This window comes from Neobacillus phoenicis (genome assembly GCF_047302305.1).
Classification (GTDB): Bacteria; Bacillota; Bacilli; order Bacillales; family Cytobacillaceae; genus Neobacillus.
Genome location: NZ_CP154847.1, coordinates 3,158,342 through 3,180,308, shown reverse-complemented (window position 1 = coordinate 3,180,308; position 21,967 = coordinate 3,158,342). Strand labels below are relative to the sequence as shown.

Below are 21,967 nucleotides of genomic sequence, written 5' to 3'. Positions count from 1 at the left end.
TAGATGTAGTAAAAGGAGTACTTTTATGTCTAAGTTTGCGTTAATTAGTTGTACAAAATTGAAAAAGGATTACCCATGTCCTGCAAAAGAAATGTACCTAGAATCTCAGTTATTCAAAAAAGCAGTCTCCTATATAGAAAAACAAGAATATAATGATTGGTTCATTTTATCAGCCAAATATGGATTGGTGGATCAGGAAACTGTCATTGAACCTTATGACTTAACTCTAAATAATATGAAAGCTGTGGATAGGAAAAAGTGGTCTATTGATGTTTTTAAACAAATTAAAGAGCTGCAGCCACATCAATTAGATCTTTATGCTGGTAAAAAATACAGAGAATTTCTAATTCCTCTTTTAGAAATGAATGGAATTAAGTGTAAAGTCCCACTTGAAGGCTTGGGGATAGGTGAACAACTGAAATTCTATAACAGATCCTAAGTTAGAGTTCTATAAAAAAATCGAGCCAAGTAAAAAACTCGGGCTCGATTTTTTCATTTGGATCGAAATTAGGTGGTTCATACTATCAGCTGGATTTTTCGTCTATGGTGGGTCGGTTAAATGACTTACGCCGAGTCAAACATTAGCAACCCTTACTGGTTAACCGATTTCTTCACGGAAAAGGACTTCTCCGCAAGATGTGTAGTGTTTTTCTCAAGTAACTTTACATCTAACCGGAATATAACAAAGGGAATATTAAAATCTCTCATTAAGTTAGAGAGAAGAGGAGTTTCTATTAAACGAGATCATTTTGTGCAGGCTAATAAATATTTAAATGTTGTCGGTGGAGCTATGATTTTGGATATGCTAAAAACGGATGAAGTGGAAGAGATGAATTGATCAGTATTTGGTGAAATATTATGGGTTGGCAGTTGGAGTTTTATAGATAGTTTTAAAAATGTTCCTCCGAGGAATATTTTTATAATGGAGCATAAAGGGATTAGAGTGATTTAACCCCAGATACTTTAACATCTGGGGTTTTTATGTATTTGTGTTTCAACTATTTTTTCTTAATACACCTTTTTTTGTAAGATTCACTAGAATCCCTTTGTTTCTAAATTTATTGTAAGCTATTAATTTATTTAAATCCTTAACGGTTAATGTTGCTGGATCCACAGCAAGTTGAAACTCCTTAGTTTTCTCAATTAAAGATAGAGCAAAATCAATTTGCTTTTGAGTTAGTGAATAATCTTCTTGATCCTTGGATTGGACTGCAGAGTTTACCTTATCTTCTACTGCTTGTTCAATGGTTGCAGCATGCTCGCGTAATCTCGCTTCTACTAAAGCTTCGACTTCCTCTTGACTGATCGATTTGATTTCAGACTCCGCATGTTTATGAATTTGATTGGTATTGAATAATTTATCAAGAATTCCCTTTAACAATGTTGACACATCACTTTCATCACATTTTCATTCTTACCCTATGTATGAAAAAATTTCCTTCTATTCTATTATTCAAACAAATAGATAAAAAGACAATACTTTTGGTGGAAATTTGTTGAATTATTGCCTAATTATTGTAATTTTTTAGGTTGATGTTCCTATTTGTAGTATAATGGAGAAAAATGCAAATTTTGGAGCGGTTGTTATGGCAGTTACGATTCCTGAGACTATTCGTTCTTCGGCAACAGCAGGTGAGCGATTATTTTTTCGGACATTGAAAACCTTTTTACCGGATGATTATATCGTTTATTTTGAACCGGAAATACAAGGGAAAAGACCTGACTTTGTTATTATTGGGCTTGACCTCGGCATTGTCGTTTTAGAAGTAAAAGATTATACAAAAAATACGTTATTTCAGGTTAATCATGATGAATGGCATATTGTCACGACTTCTGGCGATCAGGCTGTTATTAAAAGTCCGATGAAACAGGCAAGGGACAATATGTTCCATGTGGTGGATGTATTAAAAAAGGATAAAAGCCTTGTCCAGCTTGATGGTAAATATAAATTCAATTTAAAGTTCCCATACGGTCACGGTGTTGTGTTTACTAGAATGTTCTCCAAGGAATTTATAAAGGAAGGCTTATATTCAGTTATCGAACCTCATCTTTGTTTGACGCGGGATGAAATAGACCCGGATAAAGAGGAGTTTTCTGAAGAAATATTGATGGAGAAAATTCTCAATATGTTTGTGGTTCCATTTAGATTGAAGGAACCACTGTCACTTGAGGATATCAATGCCATTCGCTATCATTTGTTCCCAGAAGTTCGGATTAGTGCCGAATTTAAAGCGCCAGTTCCTTACCAAGATCAACTTTTGCTATCTTTGCATGACATAAAAACGATGGATCTTCATCAGGAGAACCTAGCAAAGCAGATTGGTGATAAGAACAGATTAATTAGAGGAGTTGCCGGAAGCGGGAAAACAATCATTTTAGCAAGCAGAGCAAAAATGCTGTTAAAACAAAATCCTGATTGGAAGATCTTAATACTTTGTTACAATATTTCACTCGCAAATGCCATCCAACAAATGATTTTACATATGTTAAATGAACCAGAGGATTTGTTCGATTTTGATCAACAAGCCAAAAAAGTTCAGAATCAAAATATTATTGTGCGTAATTTTCATTCATGGTTAAAGAATGATTTAAAGATAAGAGAGCAGCAGCTACCTGATATTATTGAAAAACTTGAAAGACAGGAAGCCATTCTTCCCACTTATGATGCTGTATTGATAGATGAGGGACAAGATTTTGAAGCAGAGTGGCTTCGTTTGGTTAGCTTGCTTATTAATGAGGATACACAGTCTCTTTTATTAGTAGAAGATCGTGCTCAGACCATTTATCAACGGAAGCGGTCTTATCTCCAGGATACGGGTCTTAGCTTTCAAGGCAGGTCAAAGGTTTTATCGATTAATTACCGTAATACCCAGCAGATTGTAAAGTTTGCATGGGATTTCTATAGAAAGCATTCTGTGTTCAAAAATAAAGTGGTGAATCGGGACCTAGAAGGTGAAATTATCGCTCCTCAAAGTACCAAACGGAAAGGTCCTGAGCCTGGAATTATTAAAGCAGCAAACTTTTTTGAGGAAATGAGGATTGTTGCCCGGCAGATCAAGAAATTGCATGAAGAGAGAAAAGTTCCTTATGATGATATGTTAATCCTTTATCGAGTGAAACGGACACATCAAGCCCCTATCATTGATATCATCAAACGTTCTTTAAAGGATGCAGGATTGCCTTTCTTTTGGATTACAGAAAATGATACTTCAAAGCGCTCCTATGAAAAAGAAGACGGGAAGATTAAGATAAGTACAATTGACAGCAGCAAAGGATTGGATTTCCGTGCAGTGTTCATTGTAAATGTGGATTCCATGCCATTTCCTTTGGAAGAAAATAAGGAGAGGGAAGTTTCCCTTCTGTATATTGGTATGACAAGGGCTAAGGAATATCTATGTTTGTCCTATTCTGGGGTATCTGAGTTCACTAATTATTTTGAGGCCATGATTCAAGAGAGACAACAATCGAAAGAAAATGTAGAGAAAATAAATTAACTTAATTTAATACGGATGTCAGAACAGAGTTGGTGCTTATACTTTTAAGCACCAACTTCCTTTATAATTTTTAATGTTTTTTTATTCCTATTAGTAAAAGAATAACTAATGAAATTGGGCTATATAATGGTTATTGTGAATGATTGTACAGCGAAAAGAGGTCCTACAGTGAAAGACAAATTAATACATATGAGGGATAAGCTCAATGATATTAGTCGGCGGAATCGCTCGATTCGATTATTGAAGCTTTATAATAAGTGGAGTTTTGATTTAACTGAACTGGATAACTTGAACAAGTTGTCAAAAGAAAAACTAAGTGCATCCATTGTTGAACAGGTCATTAATCAATCCAAAAATGAAATGATCTTATTGAAGCCAACGATTAACAATGAAGTCTCAATGAATCTTTCACGGAAATTAACAGATTTGTTTAGAAATATTAAAGGAATTGAAGACGAGACAGGGATCCATGATTTCTATTTAGGATTCCCGTTCTTATCTGGAACCTTATCAGATGGTACATTTTTTCAAGCGCCTTTATTTCTATATCCCCTAAGGCTTGAAAAAAACAATGTTAATGCACAAAAGTGGGTTTTAAAAATAGATGAGGGCGGTTCTCAGATTAATCGTACGTTGTTTTTAGCATTCAAAAAATTAAATAATCTAACTTTTACAGAAGATTTCTTTGAACAAGCAGCCGAAATCTCAACAAATTACAATTACGAAGAATGGGTCACATTTATAAAGAATCATGAAATGAATGTTTCATTTACACCTCAAGGGATTACCAAACTGAAGGAATATAGTAAAGAAGAAATACCAGGTGTTGCAGGGTTAACTTTGTTAGAAAATGCAGTGATCGGCAACTTTCCACAAGGTGGTTCTTCATTAGTGAAGGATTATGAAGAACTAATACTTCTTTCAGAAGAAAGTGATTTATCGTTAGCTGGTGAACTAATTGAGCCCCAAGACCTTGAGTTTGAGAGTGAGGGGGAGATTCTGGAACCTGGACAAAGTAATGATGCTAATGAACCGGAAATTTTAAACCTATTACAAGCGGATGGTTCACAAGAAGAAATTATTAAAGAAGCACGTTATAAAAAAGGTCTCGTTGTTCACGGTCCCCCTGGAACGGGTAAATCTCAAGTCATTGTTAATCTTATTACCGATGCGCTCCAACAACAAAAGAAAGTACTCGTTGTGTGCCAAAAGCGTGCGGCACTTGATGTCGTTTACCAACGTCTGGATGGGTTAGGGTTAAGTAATCACGTGGCGCTGGTCCATGATGAAAAGAATGACCGAAAAAAGCTTTATGCAAAAGTTGGCGCTGTTCTTGAGCAAAATCAGGTGTCTTTTGAGAATGCGATCAATCAATTATCATCAACATCTAAAAAGTTATCCTCCCAGGAGGAATTATTGAACAGTATCGCTAGCGCTTTGTATAGTTACCAAGACTTTGGATTACGATTATATGATTTATATGGATTGGCTAAACCAGTTGAAGAAAGTACACAAATTATTGACTTGCATGAGGTTTTACCTGCGCTAAATAAAGATGTTTTAGATGATATTTCGGAAAAAGCATACACCTATGCAGAATGGTTTGACCGCTTTGGTGATGATGATTTTCCGTTAAAAGAACGTAAAACCTTTGCAAATTTTAATATGAAGGAAAAGCTAGAAGCCATTGAACTTCTCAATGATGTCATTGATAAGGCTAAGCGAGCGGTTGAATATATAGACTCACTTGACCATGAAAAAATTACGCCAGGGTATACTTGGCTGATTGAAAGTAAGTTGGATAAAATTTACCCTGACCTAGAAGATGGGACAAAAAGAACTTTACAAGGTTTAAGACTTTGGTGGTGGACCTCTGTCTCTGGGAAGACGATTATTGAAGAATTGCTTGAGGGTGGAAAATTCAAAGGAACAAGCTCATCCGAATGGCTTACTATTAAGAAGTCTTTAGTGACCATGCATCAGTTGGGTAAAGTGACAAAAGAAATGGCGGAGGAAGTTGAAAAATTAAAGAAGTTCCTTAATGATTCGTTTTTAAACAGCCTGAAAAATAGAATATCAGAAGGGGATATTCCATTACATGAATTAGATAAGATGGTTGAATACATGCATCGTGATTTTGAAGAGCTTCAGCAAATGGATGTATTTTGGAATACCTGTTCTGAGATTGAGAAGAAGGTCCTTCTCCTCCTTCAAAAGAAAAAAGTGAAGAACGAGCTAACTCTCTCTGATTACTGGGTTGATTTGTTAAAGAACTCTGCCTATGTTCATTGGATTGATCAAACGGAAAAGAGAAATCCTCAGGTGCAGAAAATATCAACCAATGAATTTTCAAGAATTAGGGATTCTTTTGCCGTTCTTATTGAGGAAAAAAGGAAAGTCGGAACGCAGTTTCTCATTCATAACCTAACAAAAATAGTGGACTCCACTCAAACCAATCATGCAAGGAATATGAGAGAGTTAAAACATCAGGTAGGAAAAAAGCGACAGGTTTGGCCACTTAGAAGACTTGTAAACGAATTTGCTGGGAATGGTCTCGTTGATATTATGCCAGTATGGCTCGCTTCACCTGAGATCGTTTCATCCATTTTTCCATTAGAAGAAGGATTGTTCGATTTGGTTATTTTTGATGAAGCGTCCCAGTGTACAGTAGAGAGTGGCATACCAGCCGTTTACCGAGCTAAACAAGTAATCATTGCGGGTGATGAGAAACAGCTGCCACCATATAATCTGTTCCAATCTTCTTTCGTAAATGACGAAGACGACGAAGAGGCATACGATACCGACGACTCCGTAAGCTTGTTAAATTTAGCCAAAAGAAGGTTTTCTGAGAAGCTTCTTCAATGGCACTACCGTTCTAAATATGAAGAATTGATCAATTATTCTAATCATGCATTCTATAACGGCCATGTACAAATCGCACCCAATGTGGTTCCATTTAAGAAACCACCTGCGATTAAGTGGAAAAAGGTTGAAGGAAGATGGATTAATCAGTCAAATGAAGTAGAAGCAATTGAGGTTGTTACTATCTTGAAAGATATTTTAATAAATCAACCAGGTAAAACGGTGGGGATCATTACCTTTAACTCTAAGCAACAGTCGAAAATCCAGGATCAGATTGATAAACTTGTGAGTGAAGATGAGGAATTCAGTTCTGTTTATAATCAAATGCTAACAAGAGATTTGGATGAACGTGTTTTTGTAAAAAATATTGAAAATGTCCAAGGAGATGAAAGGGATATTATTCTCTTCTCGATCGCTTATGCAAAGAACGAGGAAGGCAAGGTTTATAATCGGTTCGGGATGTTGAATCAAAAAGGCGGAGAGAACCGACTAAATGTTGCCGTCACACGGGCAAAAGAAGGAATCACTGTTGTTTCTAGTATTGAACCGGAAGAACTAAATGTTGCTACTACTTCTCAGATGGGACCGAAGTTACTAAAGGCATATCTTAAATATGTAAGAGCTGTATCTAATGCTCAGCTTGATCAGATAAATGCAGTAGTGCAAGAAGTGAATGAAAATGTAAATACACAAGTGCAGGATAAAGAATTAGATTTTGACTCTCCATTGGAAGAACAGGTTTACCATCAATTGAGAAATCTCGGATATGATGTTACGACTCAAGTGGGGATGTCAGGATACAGAATTGACATGGCCATTGTTCATCCTCATGATTCATCCCGATATATATTGGGGATTGAATGTGATGGAGCCATGTATCATAGTTCTGCTAATGCAAAGGAAAGAGATGTCTACCGGCAACGGTTCCTAGAAAGCAGAGGTTGGACAATTGAACGTATTTGGAGTCGAAACTGGTGGAAGAATTCATCAGCTGAAATTGAGAGGATTGACCAGAAAGTTAAGGAATTGTTGAGAAGTGAAGGGGTAAGGGAGAAGGTTGTGAAATAAATAATGTGATTGTTTGCTCTTTGACGTCATAGGTGTCAGAGAGCATTTTTTTTGGGGCAATATTAAACCTATCATCCATTAATTAGTATATGCGATTGCTTCTAGGGTTAATAAAGATGTATGCCAATCTTCTTGCTGGGGACCAGTTTAATATAGATTTACCAGGAAGATGAAGAGTAATTGATTACAGCCATTGAAATGTACCACTTCTGACATTGTATTTACCACTGAATGACATGAAGTATACCAAAGAATAACAAGACGTTTACCACCGCAACTTACTGGTAATAGGAGGAATAAATCTATAGTTTGGAGTATCAAGAATGTGAAAATTTGATTAAACAAGACCAGCCTTGCGCAAGCGGGACTGATTTTAGGGTAACTCTTGTATTACTTAGTAGACTTATACTGCGCAATAAGTATTTTGATTTTTGGGTAAATTTGTGAAGGAATACCAGGAAATCAAAAATGTTGCGGACAGAACCTTTGACGATTAAAGCAAAAGGCACAACTTCATTAGTTGTGCTTTTTGCGCGTAAAACCCTATAAGAACGGTCCAGCTGCATCCACGTCGTTAATGAATGTCTTGAATAACTTTTTCTAGAAATTCACCACTGCGCTTTACAGCTGGCTCTGAAAAATCAAAACTGACCCCAGTTTCTTCATAAATGGCTGCGATGGATTGATTGTAGTCCGCACTTGCCCCTTTTTTAAAGAATTCGACAGCTTGCTCTGGATGTTTCTGGTAATTCTCAAATAATTGAAGAGCCCCCAGCATTGCAATGGCATATTCTATAGTATAAAAAGGATATAGAATATAATGAATGGTGTCTACCCAGTCCATCCCAATTTCATCTTCAAACCCAGAAGTATCTACAGGGTTTAAGCCAAAACGTTTTGAGATTTCAAAGAACTTTTTATCACGCTCTTTGGCAGTATGATTAGGATTCGTATACATCCAATGCTGGAAGATATCCCCAGTCAACGGTTTTAATAACATTGAAAATGCCCATCTTAGCTCTTCACGTTGGAAGCTGTTACAATCTTCTTTATCTGGATAAAATTGATCTAACTTATCCAATAAGAGCAATTCCATCCCAAAAGAATACAGTTCAGCAACTTCCGATCGTAGTTGGTATTCTTCCATAGGACCGTGTTCAGAAAACTGAAGGTACCCATTCATCGCATGTCCCATTTCATGAATTAATGCGCTTAGAGAATCAAAGGATGGACTAAAATTAGAAAAAACGAAACTATCCATTGAAGCAGGGAAGTATGTACAGAAAGCACCTTGGCCTTTTCCTTTCCGATCTTCAAGATCTAGTAACCCATGCTCTCTCATGTATTCGAAACGTTCTCCAAAATAGGGATCGGTCTTTCCTAACATTTCAGACATGCCATCCATAAGAGTTGATACTTCTGAGTATGGTGGGTTTTTCAACAATTTAGCAGTATGGTCCCAAGGGCGATAGGTATCAATACCAAGCTTGGACTTAAAGACTTCTGCAAGCCTGTTCCATACTGGGATAATATGTTTTTCTACATTTTCATGAAAGTCATAACAATCTTGAACATTATATTCACGATTTTTGGCCTCAAACATATAATCACGATAATTTTCAAAGCCTGCATTTAATGCGATTTGATGGCGTAGTTGAACGAGTTCGCCCATGATGGCATCAATATCAGGTTTAATTATACGATGGGTTGCCATTATCGCTAGATATGCTTTTTCTCGCACCTCTCTGTCTAGATGATCGAGCTTAGATTTGATAAACGGAAGAGGTTTTTCCTCACCCTCCCATTCAATGGTTAATCCTCCCATTATTTCACTATACTTCGTACAAAGCTCTTGTTCTTTTACCATTAATGGGATATTTTCTTCTCTGAACAGTTTAACTTTGGATTCGCGAACGCGTCGCATTAAGCCATAACGCTTTTCATCTAATTGATTCAAGTAAGGAGACTTACAAAGTTTCTCATTTAGTTTTGCTTCATATTTCATTAAGAGTGGCTGGATGACTTGTTGATCGTGAAGAAAAGTCGACTTAATGTCCCCATCCTCTGTGTTTCGGTAGAAGTCGACTTGGTGACCTGTCAACGCCTCTGCAATTTTAATGGTTAATTCCTTTTCATCTTTTAACCACTTTTCCAGATCAGAAACGGATTCGATTCGAACATCCAGTAAGCTTCGAAGTTGAGCTTCTACCCCTTCTACATCATTTAAATCAATTAATTCTATATAATACTTATGACTTGATTCTTTTGACATTAAATCACTTCCTTTCCGCTTTTTCGTTACTTAATATTTATATTATCGAATCCTATTGCTTAGGTCTATTTTAATTTAAAAGATTCCGATTATTTCGAACAATAAAATTTATGAAGACCAAAAAGAGAGGATAATAAGGTCCAAACTAGAGAAAGGTTTGATAGCATTAGGAGTATTGGTAAATAATTCAATAGAGAAAATCTAACATGAAGTAATTTTACTACACAGTACAAATATACTGTGTAAAAAAAAGCTGGTAGTCCACTTTCTGGCGCAATTACGGAAAACTTTACAAAAGCCTAAGTCCTCGCTAAAAAATAGGAGGATTAGGCTTTTTCAATTCATTATCTTTATAGTTTTTCTATTGGTAAATACGTTGACAGCAAGTGGTAAATTCCATGGCAACTGATGGTACAAAACATGGCAGAGGTAGTACATTCTTGTGGCTGTAATCAATTAATTGATCAAATTAGAAGTTTATGTCGTTTGATGTCTGAGTTATAATATTAAGTATATTGGTAGAATCTTTTACTATTTTAGAAATATTGGCACTAGATCTTACGGAATTAGTTATGAGACTAACCTTGTGCTGATCCATAAATACGAAAACATTAGAGGGGTCGAAAACATTGTCAATAGAACTATTATCAAAAAACACAGCAGAAGTTTTTCATGCTTTTAGTAGTCAGCCTCATTGGGATAAAGTGGAGCGGGAAGAAGGAATTAAAAACATTTTAACAAAAATAAGAGAGGATGTAGGTTCACATGAAGAGTATTTAGAAGCACTCTTAAGAAATGTAACCTTTCAATATGCAAATACAAATACGGCCATCTCTTTTTTTGCACAGTGTATTGAAGAAGAACAGTTTTTCCCACTAGAAATTTTCCATTCTATCATGGCGGATGTTCCTAAACAAGTCCAAGAAACTAATTTCCTTGCGGAAAATATGCCTCGGTTTCAGGAGTTAGTTTACAAAGGCTCTGGCGTTGAAGAGCAAGTAGTCCATGCTCAAGGTGTTTTTTTCCATACCAAGCTAGTAAACGATTTGTTGGTTGAATTTATAGGGACATTCCTGCAACCGGATAATAGGGACTTCATGGTGAACTTCTTGGAATATTCAACAAAAGTAGTCATTGATACGGTTATGAATTTATGCCAAGTGTATGCTAATCATATTATAGAAGAGCTGAACGTCATTCATTCAGCTAGATAGGCAGCTTTATCGTGGAAAAAACAGTAGTTATAAAAAATATCAGCCAAAAAAGAACGTTAGTTCCTATTCTGATATAAGTATGATTAACTATAAATGCAATAGAATAGGATTTCTCAAGGGTGGTCGGCTCACTCCCAACAGAAAGGGGGTGATGCTGAATGACAGTGTTTGAAACATTAATGATTATGATTGCTTTTGCCAGTCTAATCGTAGCCGTGCTGTCATTTAAACAAAAATAATCCACCCTTGAGTTTTTTGAGGCTCGGGTGGATTATGACACCACAATAGCCGATCCTCTTTGAGGGAACCATCTATTGCTGGACTGGACATGTTACAGCATGTCTAGTCTTTTTTAATTTATTCATTATTACATTAATTATAACCCATGATACAGCATTTTCAAATTAAATATTCCATAAAGGATGCATTAAGGTTCCAATGCCTGAAAAAGCCGTTGGCGCCTTTTCTTTATTTATCATTATTGTCTTTCAAACCATTGTCTATTGCACCAAATACGGTTGGAACCTTCGTCAATCTTTATAGTAGTTATTTCTTACATTTAGACTTTTGTCAATTTTGTGAAAACCAATTGGGTTAGCGGCGATTTATTGAAATGAATGCTATAATTGCATATGACTAATAAATTCCCCTATTTGTTTTTAGAGTTCCTACCTCATCTATCTATCCTTTTCCTACCATAAATACTTTCGTTTATTATTTCTTATTCTCTCTCATTCTCATTATTTCTCTTGTTTAATTCTTATTTTATTGCAGTCTTCTATGTCAATCAGACTTTATTTATAAATTTTTAGAAGGGAAGCGTAACTTCGGTAAGACAACATTTATTCATTTTAATGAGGAGGAATAGTTGATGGCATCTTTTCATCGTCCTGTAGCTTGCCCTGATTGTGGAAGATTTGCTGTTGAGGATTATTATTACAGGATTGGTGCGGGCTATATCATTTGCCAATGCTGTGGTTGTGAAGTTGATCGCGAAGCAAAATATGATCCGGAAAAAAACACTTCTTATTTTGCAATAGAAAAAAGAAGGGGGTATGGTAAATTCTTTTTAAAGAGGAAGGATGGAACCTTCAGTAGTAACCGATTAATGAGTCCATTGACCGATGAACAATTTAAGGATTTCAAAGAAAAATTTTCTAACTTTGATGTGGACCCAGAGAATAGTTACCTAGTTTCATATAAAAATGGTGAATTTGAAACATTATTAGGCAGTGTCCCTGAGGATTTTAATTTGTCATTTGCGGAGTATATCGAAAAATATGGATATGATTGTATATAGAAAAAATCTAAATTGAGGTGATAGAAAATGGAAAAACCATTTTATAAAGAGTTTGGATTTAGTGGAAGTGAAAAAGATAAATGGGAACGTGAACTTTTGATTAAAAAACTATTTGAACAAGGAGTAGAAATTGAGGAAATAGCGAAAATTGCTGGTTTAACTGATGAAGAAGTAGAAGAACGCTTCCTTTGGCTTGATTAAACTTAGGAAAAACAATGTGTTGAGTTCACCAATGTATCATATTCTGTGTAAAAAATAATGGTTTCCTTTATACTATACAAGAAAAACAAACGGGAGGGAAAACCATGCATATTGAAATGTGGACAGATTATGCTTGACCATTCTGCTATATTGGCAAAAGGCATCTGGAGGATGCCATTAAACAGTTTGACCATCCGATTGAAGTAACTTACCGTTGCTTCGAATTAGATCCGACAATTGGTCGGGACATAAAAGAAAACATCTACGAAGCGTTAGCAAAAAAATACGGGATGAGTATCGCCCAAGCAAAAACCAATACCGAAAGAATGGTACAAATGGCAAAGGATGCTGGGCTAGATTATCATATGGATACGCTCATTTTAACGAATACCTTCGATGCACACCGATTAACGATGTTCGCTAAAAAACATGGTTTAATGAAAGAGATGACAGAACGAATTTTACACGCGCATTTTACGGAATCCAAGCATATTGGCGATCATGAAACATTAACTGAATTGGCGGTAGAAGTTGGGGTGAACAGGGAATCTGTTGAAAAAATGCTGGCAAGTGATGAGATGGCGGACGAAGTACGTGTGGATGAGCAAACAGCGCAGCAATACCGTATCACAAGTGTCCCATTCTTCCTTATTAATAAGAAGTATGCGCTAACCGGCGCTCAACCAACTGAGACATTTGTTCAGGCATTGAGAAAAGTCATCCAAGAGGATGAAATCGTTGTGTTAAACAATGAAGATGGGATCGTTTGCGATGAAAATGGTTGCGAAATTCCTAAAAAGTAATGCGTTTCTTTACTACAAAAAACAACCTGATTCAATTCAGGTTGTTTTTTACTAATCAGTAAATAATAATAACAAAATGAAAAGGGGGTAAACCTGGTAGCATGTTTGTGCCAATGCTCCAGGTAAATTGGTTTGAATTTTAAAACGTATGATCAATGGAATGAAGAGGTTTGGGCCGATGCAGGCTTCATCTATAAACAGGCTTTTAAGGACAAGGGAGCAAAGCCAGAGGACATCATTCGGAATATGTTTCAAAAAGGAATTTGCTATTTGCATGTTGGCTATATGGAAGACCGAAGCGTAGCGATGGCCCTTATCGGTAAATTGAATGAAATGGATGCCTTATTAATTGATTATTTTGCTGTTCACCCAGATTTTCAAAACCAAGGGTTAGGGAAGAAAATGGTGAACTATATTCATGAATGGTCTCTTGGTAAAGATCAATTTGATGCATTAATTATTGAGGTAGAAGCAGAAAAAACACCTGAAAACCTTAAAAGAATTCATTTTTGGCAGCATTGCGGTTTTACCTTGACTGATTATATTCATCAGTATATTTGGGTGCCAGAACCTTATCAGGCAATGTATTCTCACATCAAGTCTAAGCACAAGGACTTTACTGGTGAGGATTTGTTTAAGCATATTGGAAAGTTCCATAAAGCATCTTTTCAGAAAAAGAGATAGAACACTTAGGACTTTTGTCTACCAAAATTTACAGGTAGCTTCCAATTGGTGTGGATGTTATAGTAAGTTTATAAGTTCTTAACGGAACTTTTTGAAGTAGTTCTTCATACAGAGAAGTACTCAAGAGGCTGAAGAGGCGCCCCTGCTAAGGGTGTAGGTCGGGTAACCGGCGCGAGGGTTCAAATCCCTTCTTCTCTGCCATAATATGAATTTGCGGGTGTGGCGGAATTGGCAGACGCACCAGACTTAGGATCTGGCGCCTTCGGGCGTGGGGGTTCGACTCCCTTCACCCGCATCATAGTCCAACAAAGACACTAGGAAACTGGTCAGGGCAGGAATGCAGCAGCCATAACTAGTGAAATTGTGTGGGCTATTACATAGAACAGAAATCAAAAAACGCTAAACTCAATTTTTCTTTGAGAGTTTAGCGTTTTTATATTAGGTATCCTAATTTTTAAAATACTTTCAGCTATTGATGATAAAAAATGATTTTAAATAACTTTAAATCACATAGGATTCATATGATTTAAGAAGATAACGTTCTATAAATTCAGCTAATCCATCATTTTCGTGATGTCCTGTTACAAAATCTGCTACTGCTTTAACCTCTTCGCTTGCGTTCCCCATTGCCACACCAGTACCGACATGACGAAGCATCTCTATATCATTGGGTCCGTCTCCAATGGTTACGACTTCATTTGGACTAAATCGAAATGTGCGAAGTAAGCTTTTTATAGCAGACCATTTGGAAACATGAGGAGCAACCAACTCAAACCCGTCATTCCAATTGATGACTTCTGCTTCCGTTTTAAACAAAGCGGATAATTCAGGACTGGGTGCACCTGTTCGAACACTATATTTAAGGACATCTTTATAATTTGCCTGTCTTAAATCTCCAATATACTGTGGCGGAATTTGCCCAACATTTGTCCAATAATCGATTTCTTCATTTGTTTCCTTACAATAAATCCCATTTACTGTATGGATAATTACATTACAAGGAATTTCAGCGGTCAGAAGGTGGAATCGTTCTTCGTTTAGTCGAACGGTTTTCATTTGCAGAGCTCTTCCTGTCTCTGCATCGTGAATAGCAGCACCATTCAAACAGACCATTGGCGTTCGTAATCCAATTTCTTTATGATAGGGAGCGGTTACTTCATAGTGTCGGCCAGTAGCTAGAAAAACCTGGACTCCCTGATTAATGAGCCTATTAATGGCTTCCATATTTCGGCGGGAAATATTGTTTGAGGCGTTTAGTAGGGTACCATCCATATCAATAAATATTGCACGCACATTCATTTAACTGCCTCCTCATTCGGTGATAAACCAATCATATCATCTGAATATTAAAGTCTTGTAAATTCAGTGTACAGATTAAATAAAGTTTATTCAGGAGCAAGGGACCGTTCTTTGCAAGATAAATATATTATTAAAAATTTAGGGGCAGTGGTTAAATAAGCCATAATTATCATGCTGGTGTGGCGGAATTGGCAGACGTACCAGACTTAGGATCTGGCGCATTCGGGCGTGGGGATTCGGCTCCCTTCACCCGCATCATAGTCCAACAAGGATACTAGGAAACTGGTCAGGGCAGGAATGCAGCAGCCATAACTAGTGAAATTGTGTGGGCTATTACATAGTGCGAAAGCGACCAGCGCTAATCTCATTCTTATATGAGGTTAGCGTTTTTTCTTTACCGTTTTAGACTCGAAAAGTTGTGGTATACATGGAAAAAAGGATAGGAGATGATCATATGGATGAAAAACACAGCTATTATATAAACATACAATCTCACGAGATTTTTGGTGAACCTAATGGAGGGGAATGGGATTTTAAGATTAGCGCAACCGAAAGTCAAATTGCTGTCCTTGAAAGGCTATTCGACAAAACAGATGAAACAGATTGGGAAAGTTATGTTCGGGCACATATTCCTTTTCTTGAATATCATCATCAGCCTGAAAATAAAGAATATGACCTGCGCATGATGGTAATCTATTCTTTACTATATTATTTAGGTGATGAAAAAACTCGTGCACATATTCGTGAAATGAAAATTTTGGATAGTGAATTAGAAAATGAACAGGCCATATTGGAGTACCGGGAGTTTTGATGAACTGAAGCGCTCATTTTTTGGGTGCTTTTTTAATGAGCAAAAGGAGTAAATCATAATTGTTTACGATGGGGTAAGAATGGGTTATAATGAACATTATTTTTATTTAGCGTTTCGAAATAATTTTCCGAATTAAAAAAATAATTTTTTTAGAAAGGCGATGGAATTTGAATAAACCGAGTGGAAAGAAACGAATACAGCTGGCGTTACTCCTAGGATCACTAGGACTATTAGGACCTTTTACAATTGATACGTATTTGCCATCCTTTCCAACGATTGTAAAAGATTATCACACCACAGCTTCGTTAGTACAAATTAGTTTAACTTCATGTTTATTAGGTCTGGGTTTGGGGCAATTGATCATTGGTCCCCTAAGTGATGTGAAAGGCCGTCGAAAACCTTTGATCTTCTTTATCATCTTGTATTTACTGGCTTCTCTGACATGTGCGATTGCGCCTAATATCTATTTCCTTATCGGATCCCGTCTAGTCCAGGGTTTTGCTGCAGCAGGTGGACTTGTGATCTCAAGAGCGATTGTCAGAGATCTTTTTAGCGGAAGGGAACTGACCAAGTTTTTTACGATGATGGTATTAGTAGGTAACCTAGGACCAATTGTTGCACCGATTGCTGGTGGGGGTATCCTTGCTTTTACAAATTGGCATGGGGTTTTTGTTGCTTTGGCATGTTTAGGTGCGGTGTTGCTATGTATTGTTTTATTAAAATTAGAAGAAACGCTGCCCGTAGAAAATCGTGTTCCAAGCAATTTATCGCAAATTCTGAAGAACTTTGGCTCTTTATTCAAAGACCGAACGTTCTTGGGATACGCTCTAGCGCAAGGTTTTACTGTTGCAGGAATTTTTGCCTATGTATCTGGGATTCCGTTTGTCTATCAAAATATTTACGGAGTCACACCTCAACAATTTAGTTTTTTATTTGGAGTAAATGGAATTGCTTTAATTATTGGAAGTCAGATGGTTGGGCGTTTGGCAGATTTTGTTCAGGAGAAGACATTCTTAAAGATTGGATTAGTTATCTCTAATGTAGCGGGTGCATGGTTACTCATTGCTCTGCTTTTAAAAGCACCGCTTTTCGCCGTCGCGATCCCGATTTTCTTTTTTGTATCGTCCATCAGTATTATTGGGACCACGTCTTTTGCTTTAGCCATTGAATCACAAGGACATATCGCCGGTAGTGCCTCTGCCTTATTAGGAGTAATGCCATTTGTACTCGGCTCCATTACAGCTCCGCTTGTGGGAATAGCAGGGGCGAATACAGGCATTCCAATGGGTGCCATCATGTTTTGCGCTAGTTTTCTCGCATTCCTATCCTATTTCAGCTTAGTTCGTAAAGCTTCGATACGGATACAAGCTACTAATAACATAATCCCAAAACGCTAAACTCAATCTTATTTGAGTTTAGCGTTTTTTCTTCTTATTATGAGTTACCTTAGCAAACTTAAATATAATTAGCGCTTTCGATAAGATGCTTTATATTGTTTAGCTGAAAAGCTCCATATATTCTATTTTTGGATGTAAGCTCGTTTATAAAAAACTGCTGTAACTGCTCTTTATTCGTAAACCGGTTTACGGTGCTGTTATCCGACCAATCATGTAGCTCTTTTTCATCGTAATTAAAGAATACCAAGGAGTTTATCCATGTTGTAATATCTTGACTTTGTAAATAATTTGATAGGATGACGGCTGTCTCCTGAACCTGGCTAATTGGATTTTCATATGTCTTTACAGTTAATGCTCCCGACGCATCCTTATCGAATATAAGCGTTTCCTCTTTTTCACTGTCTACTAACTCTGCTAAAAAAGAAAACCTGTGGCTGCCCATTCTGTTTAATCCCAATAATATGTGGCCTTTCCAGTGTTTTGTTTCTAATACATATATACCAGTTGATAAAAGTACAAGGTGATCGATCTGCCGAGAATTACCGTTTATCTCAGGAATAAAGATATTCGGCATTATAATCATTTCATCAGGTGGAATGATTTTTTTTCGAATTAAATCTGATTTGAAATTTTCGAGTATCTGATGAGTTATGATTTCCCCTTGATTTCTATAATTTTTCCGTATATCTTCATTTTCGATCATCAGTTTTTCTATTTCACGTTGGTATGATTCGGACAAAAGCATAACCTTCTTATCAAAGTTTGCTGCTGCCGTTTCCATGGAAGCTTTTTGCAATTCTTTAAAAGCTGTTAACTCTTGGAAATGGTTGTTTCTCATTTCTTTTTGTTTAGCCTTTTCCTTTTTAACTTTATAAGCTAACCAAGCGACAGATGCGGCTAGTAAAGTGGAAATAATTAACCAGGTCATTTATTTTCTCCTTGTATATCAGATAATATATTTGTTTAATAGTTTTTTAGTAGCATTTTATCTATTTCACGGACTTTATCATAGGAATTTACTAGTTTCTCAGGTACCAAGGTTCGACCATATTCCCAACCAGTCATTTCTATTTTAGCTAGAATCCGTGCTTTTACTTCCTCCTCGAAATACTTTAAAATCCTTAAATCATGTTTGTTGTTCTTAAATACTAAATAATAACCGAGCTGACGATAGAGGATAATTTTAACACAGTCTTCATCTGTCTCCTTAATTTTAAAGTTAATATTAGCTATGTATCCATTAATTTGTAAATAGTTAAACTTAATAGTATTAGTCGATACATTATAGCTCATAGGTGCAAGTAATTTATTGTTAATTTCATAATCAATATTTAATGTGTGCTCATGTAAAGTATTTTTAATTATTTTCTCAATATCTCTTATATAAAGCATCTTATTGATCGCTACCTTTCAAAATCTTCTACTCTTTATTTTTAAGAAATAAAAGTGGAAAGTAAATCCATCTATTTTCCTTTAGACTTTATTCCTATCGCTATCGCTATGATGATAGAGATTCGGTCAATCAAAAATGAATAAATTATTCTAAACTGTATAAAAATTATCAATCATCTGATATAACTGAATTATTAAGAAGTTTTACTCTTTTATTATTCATTAATGAATAATTTTTAAATTGTTAGTCTTCTAGAAGGGAGGGGTATTTCTGAGTGATGAAAAAATAGTTTGGAATGAAAGTGAAGCCATTCTTCATTCATTACAGGACGATATTTTAGTCACCGATACTAATGGGATTATTTTGAAGGTGAGTGAAGCAACAGAAGGTATTTATAATATGAAGTCACAGGAAATGATCGGTCGGTCCGTTTATGATCTTGAAAAAGAAGGTGTTTTTACACCAATTTTGACGCCATTAGTAATTAAAGAAAAAAAGAAAATTACCCTTGTGCAAACAACCAATGAGGGGGACAAGTTACTTGTTACTGGGATTCCTGTGTTCGACGTTAACAAAAACCTTGTTCGGATTGTCAGTTATTCACATGATGTTACGGAGTTACTTAACTTAAAAAAATACTTAACTGACATGGAAGATGAAATGGAACGAGTGAAAAGTGAGCTTGAAATGCTTAGAAATCTTCAGTTTGATTCAGATGGGATGATCGCAAACAGTATTGAAATGAAAAAGGTCCTCCAACTCACATTACAAGTGGCAGAAATCGATGTCAATGTGTTGCTGCTGGGCGAAACAGGAGTGGGGAAATCACACATTGCGAAATTTATTCATAAGAAAAGTTCCAGGAAAGACGGTCCTTTTATCGAGGTGAACTGTGGAGCCATACCCGAATCCCTATTTGAGGCAGAATTTTTTGGGTATGAATCAGGATCCTTTACAGGTGCCAATTCAAAAGGGAAGGTAGGGTTAGCGGAGCTTGCTGAGGGTGGGACATTATTTTTAGATGAAATTGGTGAACTGTCATTAGCAAATCAAGTAAAAATCCTAAAGTTTATTCAGGAAAAGCAATTTTATCGTGTGGGTGGGACGAAGCTTCGAACCGTTGATTTCCGAATATTAGCCGCGACAAATAAAGACTTAGAGAAAGCTGTAGAGGAAAGAACATTTAGACATGATCTCTTTTTCCGTTTAAATGTTGTACCTATCACCATACCGCCATTAAGGAAGCGTACAACTGATATTATCCCCTTGATTGAACATTTTTTGGCGTATTTTTCAAAAAAGTATAGCCGTGAGCGCAGCCTTGATGAAGGCGTTATTCATCTGTTGTTAACACAAGAGTGGAAGGGAAATGTGCGGGAATTAATCAATTTAATTGAAAGACTTGTGGTCACTTCACCTAAACAGCTGATTGAAATAGACAGTTTACCTAATCATTTTCGAAAATCTTTTACTGATGTGACATCCGTTGATGATGGAAATCGTTCCTTAAATGAAATTCTTGAAAGTGTAGAAAAGCAGGTGCTTATAAAAGCTAAAAAACGATACAAAACAACAACTGAAATGGCTAAAGCTTTAGGAATTAGTCAACCATCTGTATTTAGGAAAATCAGAAAATACGAAATAGATTAAAAATGGCATAAAACTTGCATGTTAATTAACTGAAGAGAATAACCGACGAAGAGAACTTCCTTAGGACCGATATTGTTATTAAATGGAGACAATATGAAGATATTTGAAATTTCGAATACTTATATTTATACAGAAATAATAAGAGACAATATTTTCAAATAGTGATTATAATGTATTTTTATTTCCATTTACGCATATTAAATTGATAATAGAATATTAAGAAAATATATTGACATAAAATAGAAGAGTATCTATATTTAAAGAATATTATTCATTTTTACTACAATGAAAGTGGAAAAGGGGTGGAAAATGAAAGTAACGGTTGGACCTGCTCAATATATTAGAAATAAAGGGGTATTAGAAGAAGCGGGAACATACATAAAGAACTTCGGAAAAACTGCCGCTCTTATTGGAGGCCATACAAGTAGAGGAATAATAGAAGGTTCATTAAGAAAGAGTTTGTCAGAGCATGGGGTTAGTTTGCAGCATTCCCTTTGGTACGGGGGAGAATCTTCTCAAAAGAATATTGATAGGTTAGTAGCTGACTTAAAGGGTGAAAATATCGATGTACTCATCGTGACAGGTGGAGGTAAAGCGATTGATACGGTTAAGGCCGTTGCCTACCGACTTAACAAACCGTTAGTGGTCATCCCAACAATAGCGGCAACCTGTGCCGCTGCCACACCGATTACCATTCTTTACACTAACGAAGGTGAATTTATAGGGATTGAACGCAAGTCAAAAGCTCCAGAGTTAGTCTTGGTAGATTCGGAAATCATCATGAATGCACCGGTTCGGTTTTTAATAGCGGGGATTGGCGATACCTTAGCTAAATGGTTTGAGACGAAAGCCTCTGTCAAAAAAGCTACACCCACCGCATTAAATCAGACCGCTATTGCGATAGCAGCTCAAGTTTATCAGACTTTACTCCAAATTGGGAAAGAGGCTGTCACGTCTGTAAAAACACAAATAGTCACAAAAGAGTTAGAAGATGTGATTGATACCGTTATTTTAGTCAGTGGCAGTGTAAGTGGATACGGCGGCGATGATTGCCGGACGGCTGGAGCCCATGCGATTTATTCAGGATTAACGATTTTTCCTGAAGTTCACGAAACCTATCATGGTGAAATTGTTGCCTTTGGAATTCTTGCTCAGCTGTGTATGGAGAATACGGGCGAGGATGAACTGAAATCGTTAATCAGCTATTACCAGGAAATAGGACTTCCTTTTACTTTAAAGCAGATGGGGATCACTAACTTGACAGATCGTCAGTGGAAAAAGCTTGGAGAAATAACCGTTACGATTGAAGATATGGCCAATATGCCATTTGATGTCACACCAGAAATGGTGATCAAGGCCGTGCGCAAGGCGGATGAAATAGGAAATGGAATGTTGACCGCTGCTGAAGTATTATAAGCGTTCTTCATTATTAGACAGTATTATTCCGTTTGAAAAAGCAATTCTATGAAACTAGCTACATTTGAAAGAGATATTTTTTAAAAAAACAAGGGGGAATAAT

The 21,967-nt window shown here is 36.4% G+C and carries 19 protein-coding genes, 2 tRNA genes and 2 other RNA genes; 18 read left to right on the top strand and 5 right to left on the bottom strand.

The features are described from left to right. The first annotated feature begins 25 nt into the window (after positions 1-25). Positions 26-439: a DUF6884 domain-containing protein gene (locus AA0X95_RS16505; protein ID WP_413299667.1), complete on the top strand. Its 414-nt coding sequence runs from the start codon at positions 26-28 to the stop codon at positions 437-439. A 120-nt stretch (positions 440-559) separates the two neighbouring features. Beyond that, positions 560-838 (top strand): DUF6339 family protein, encoded by a 279-nt coding sequence (locus tag AA0X95_RS16500; protein ID WP_413299665.1) that lies wholly within the window; start codon positions 560-562, stop codon positions 836-838. Positions 839-994: 156 nt separating this feature from the next. On the opposite strand, the gene AA0X95_RS16495 is transcribed toward AA0X95_RS16500, so the two are convergent. After that, positions 995-1,390: an ABC transporter ATP-binding protein gene (locus tag AA0X95_RS16495; RefSeq protein WP_413299663.1), complete on the bottom strand. Its 396-nt coding sequence runs from the start codon at positions 1,388-1,390 to the stop codon at positions 995-997. A gap of 196 nt (positions 1,391-1,586) precedes the next feature. Between AA0X95_RS16495 and AA0X95_RS16490 the strand changes: the two genes are divergently transcribed. Further along, a complete protein-coding gene (locus AA0X95_RS16490) occupies positions 1,587-3,494 on the top strand; it encodes a 3'-5' exonuclease (protein ID WP_413299661.1) in 1,908 nt (635 codons plus the stop codon). Positions 3,495-3,662: 168 nt separating this feature from the next. After that, on the top strand, positions 3,663-7,424 hold the full coding sequence (locus AA0X95_RS16485) for an AAA domain-containing protein (protein WP_413299660.1): 3,762 nt from the start codon (positions 3,663-3,665) through the stop codon (positions 7,422-7,424). 574 nt (positions 7,425-7,998) lie between these two features. Here the strand turns inward: AA0X95_RS16485 and AA0X95_RS16480 are convergent. Further along, entirely contained in the window at positions 7,999-9,696 is a 1,698-nt protein-coding gene (locus tag AA0X95_RS16480; protein ID WP_413299658.1) for a M3 family oligoendopeptidase, read from the bottom strand. Positions 9,697-10,325: 629 nt separating this feature from the next. Between AA0X95_RS16480 and AA0X95_RS16475 the strand changes: the two genes are divergently transcribed. The 9 genes from AA0X95_RS16475 to ffs (AA0X95_RS16435) all read left to right on the top strand — a co-directional run bounded on the left by AA0X95_RS16475 (position 10,326) and on the right by ffs (AA0X95_RS16435) (position 14,278). Beyond that, positions 10,326-10,910 (top strand): hypothetical protein, encoded by a 585-nt coding sequence (locus AA0X95_RS16475; protein ID WP_413299656.1) that lies wholly within the window; start codon positions 10,326-10,328, stop codon positions 10,908-10,910. 158 nt (positions 10,911-11,068) lie between these two features. Then, positions 11,069-11,149, top strand: coding sequence for a putative holin-like toxin (locus AA0X95_RS16470; RefSeq protein WP_413310078.1), 81 nt, complete (start codon positions 11,069-11,071; stop codon positions 11,147-11,149). A 632-nt stretch (positions 11,150-11,781) separates the two neighbouring features. After that, positions 11,782-12,210: a hypothetical protein gene (locus AA0X95_RS16465; RefSeq protein WP_413299654.1), complete on the top strand. Its 429-nt coding sequence runs from the start codon at positions 11,782-11,784 to the stop codon at positions 12,208-12,210. Between the two features lie 27 nt (positions 12,211-12,237). Further along, positions 12,238-12,411: a hypothetical protein gene (locus AA0X95_RS16460; RefSeq protein WP_413299652.1), complete on the top strand. Its 174-nt coding sequence runs from the start codon at positions 12,238-12,240 to the stop codon at positions 12,409-12,411. Between the two features lie 149 nt (positions 12,412-12,560). Next, a complete protein-coding gene (locus AA0X95_RS16455) occupies positions 12,561-13,214 on the top strand; it encodes a DsbA family oxidoreductase (protein ID WP_413310076.1) in 654 nt (217 codons plus the stop codon). 132 nt (positions 13,215-13,346) lie between these two features. Then, positions 13,347-13,898 carry a GNAT family N-acetyltransferase gene (locus AA0X95_RS16450; RefSeq protein WP_413299650.1) on the top strand — a complete coding sequence of 184 codons (552 nt, stop codon included), beginning with the start codon at positions 13,347-13,349 and terminating at the stop codon, positions 13,896-13,898. A 110-nt stretch (positions 13,899-14,008) separates the two neighbouring features. Continuing rightward, positions 14,009-14,099: transfer RNA gene (locus tag AA0X95_RS16445), tRNA-Ser, on the top strand. A gap of 12 nt (positions 14,100-14,111) precedes the next feature. Further along, a tRNA-Leu gene (locus AA0X95_RS16440) sits at positions 14,112-14,193 on the top strand. After that, positions 14,193-14,278, top strand: an RNA gene (gene ffs, locus AA0X95_RS16435) — signal recognition particle sRNA small type. Before AA0X95_RS16440 ends, ffs (AA0X95_RS16435) begins: the two co-directional genes overlap by 1 nt. 121 nt (positions 14,279-14,399) lie before the next feature. Here the strand turns inward: ffs (AA0X95_RS16435) and AA0X95_RS16430 are convergent. Further along, on the bottom strand, positions 14,400-15,197 hold the full coding sequence (locus tag AA0X95_RS16430) for an HAD family hydrolase (RefSeq protein WP_413299648.1): 798 nt from the start codon (positions 15,195-15,197) through the stop codon (positions 14,400-14,402). 254 nt (positions 15,198-15,451) lie between these two features. On the opposite strand from AA0X95_RS16430, the gene ffs (AA0X95_RS16425) reads away from it, so the two are divergent. From ffs (AA0X95_RS16425) to AA0X95_RS16415, 3 genes are all read left to right on the top strand, one after another. Then, positions 15,452-15,537: signal recognition particle sRNA small type (gene ffs, locus AA0X95_RS16425), an RNA gene on the top strand. Positions 15,538-15,651: 114 nt separating this feature from the next. Continuing rightward, positions 15,652-16,008, top strand: a complete 357-nt coding sequence (locus AA0X95_RS16420; protein WP_413299646.1) for a hydrolase — start codon at positions 15,652-15,654, stop codon at positions 16,006-16,008. 167 nt (positions 16,009-16,175) lie between these two features. Further along, positions 16,176-17,405, top strand: a complete 1,230-nt coding sequence (locus tag AA0X95_RS16415) for a Bcr/CflA family multidrug efflux MFS transporter (protein WP_413299644.1) — start codon at positions 16,176-16,178, stop codon at positions 17,403-17,405. A gap of 58 nt (positions 17,406-17,463) precedes the next feature. Here the strand turns inward: AA0X95_RS16415 and AA0X95_RS16410 are convergent, their stop codons facing one another. Then, the gene (locus AA0X95_RS16410) at positions 17,464-18,333 is read right to left on the bottom strand and encodes a nuclease-related domain-containing protein (RefSeq protein ID WP_413299642.1); all 870 of its coding nucleotides are present in this window, start codon (positions 18,331-18,333) and stop codon (positions 17,464-17,466) included. A gap of 35 nt (positions 18,334-18,368) precedes the next feature. After that, positions 18,369-18,797, bottom strand: a complete 429-nt coding sequence (locus AA0X95_RS16405; protein ID WP_413299640.1) for a hypothetical protein — start codon at positions 18,795-18,797, stop codon at positions 18,369-18,371. Positions 18,798-19,083: 286 nt separating this feature from the next. On the opposite strand from AA0X95_RS16405, the gene AA0X95_RS16400 reads away from it, so the two are divergent. Then, a complete protein-coding gene (locus tag AA0X95_RS16400) occupies positions 19,084-20,448 on the top strand; it encodes a sigma-54 interaction domain-containing protein (protein ID WP_413310074.1) in 1,365 nt (454 codons plus the stop codon). A gap of 309 nt (positions 20,449-20,757) precedes the next feature. After that, a complete protein-coding gene (locus AA0X95_RS16395) occupies positions 20,758-21,864 on the top strand; it encodes an iron-containing alcohol dehydrogenase family protein (RefSeq protein ID WP_413299638.1) in 1,107 nt (368 codons plus the stop codon). Positions 21,865-21,967 lie beyond the last annotated feature (103 nt).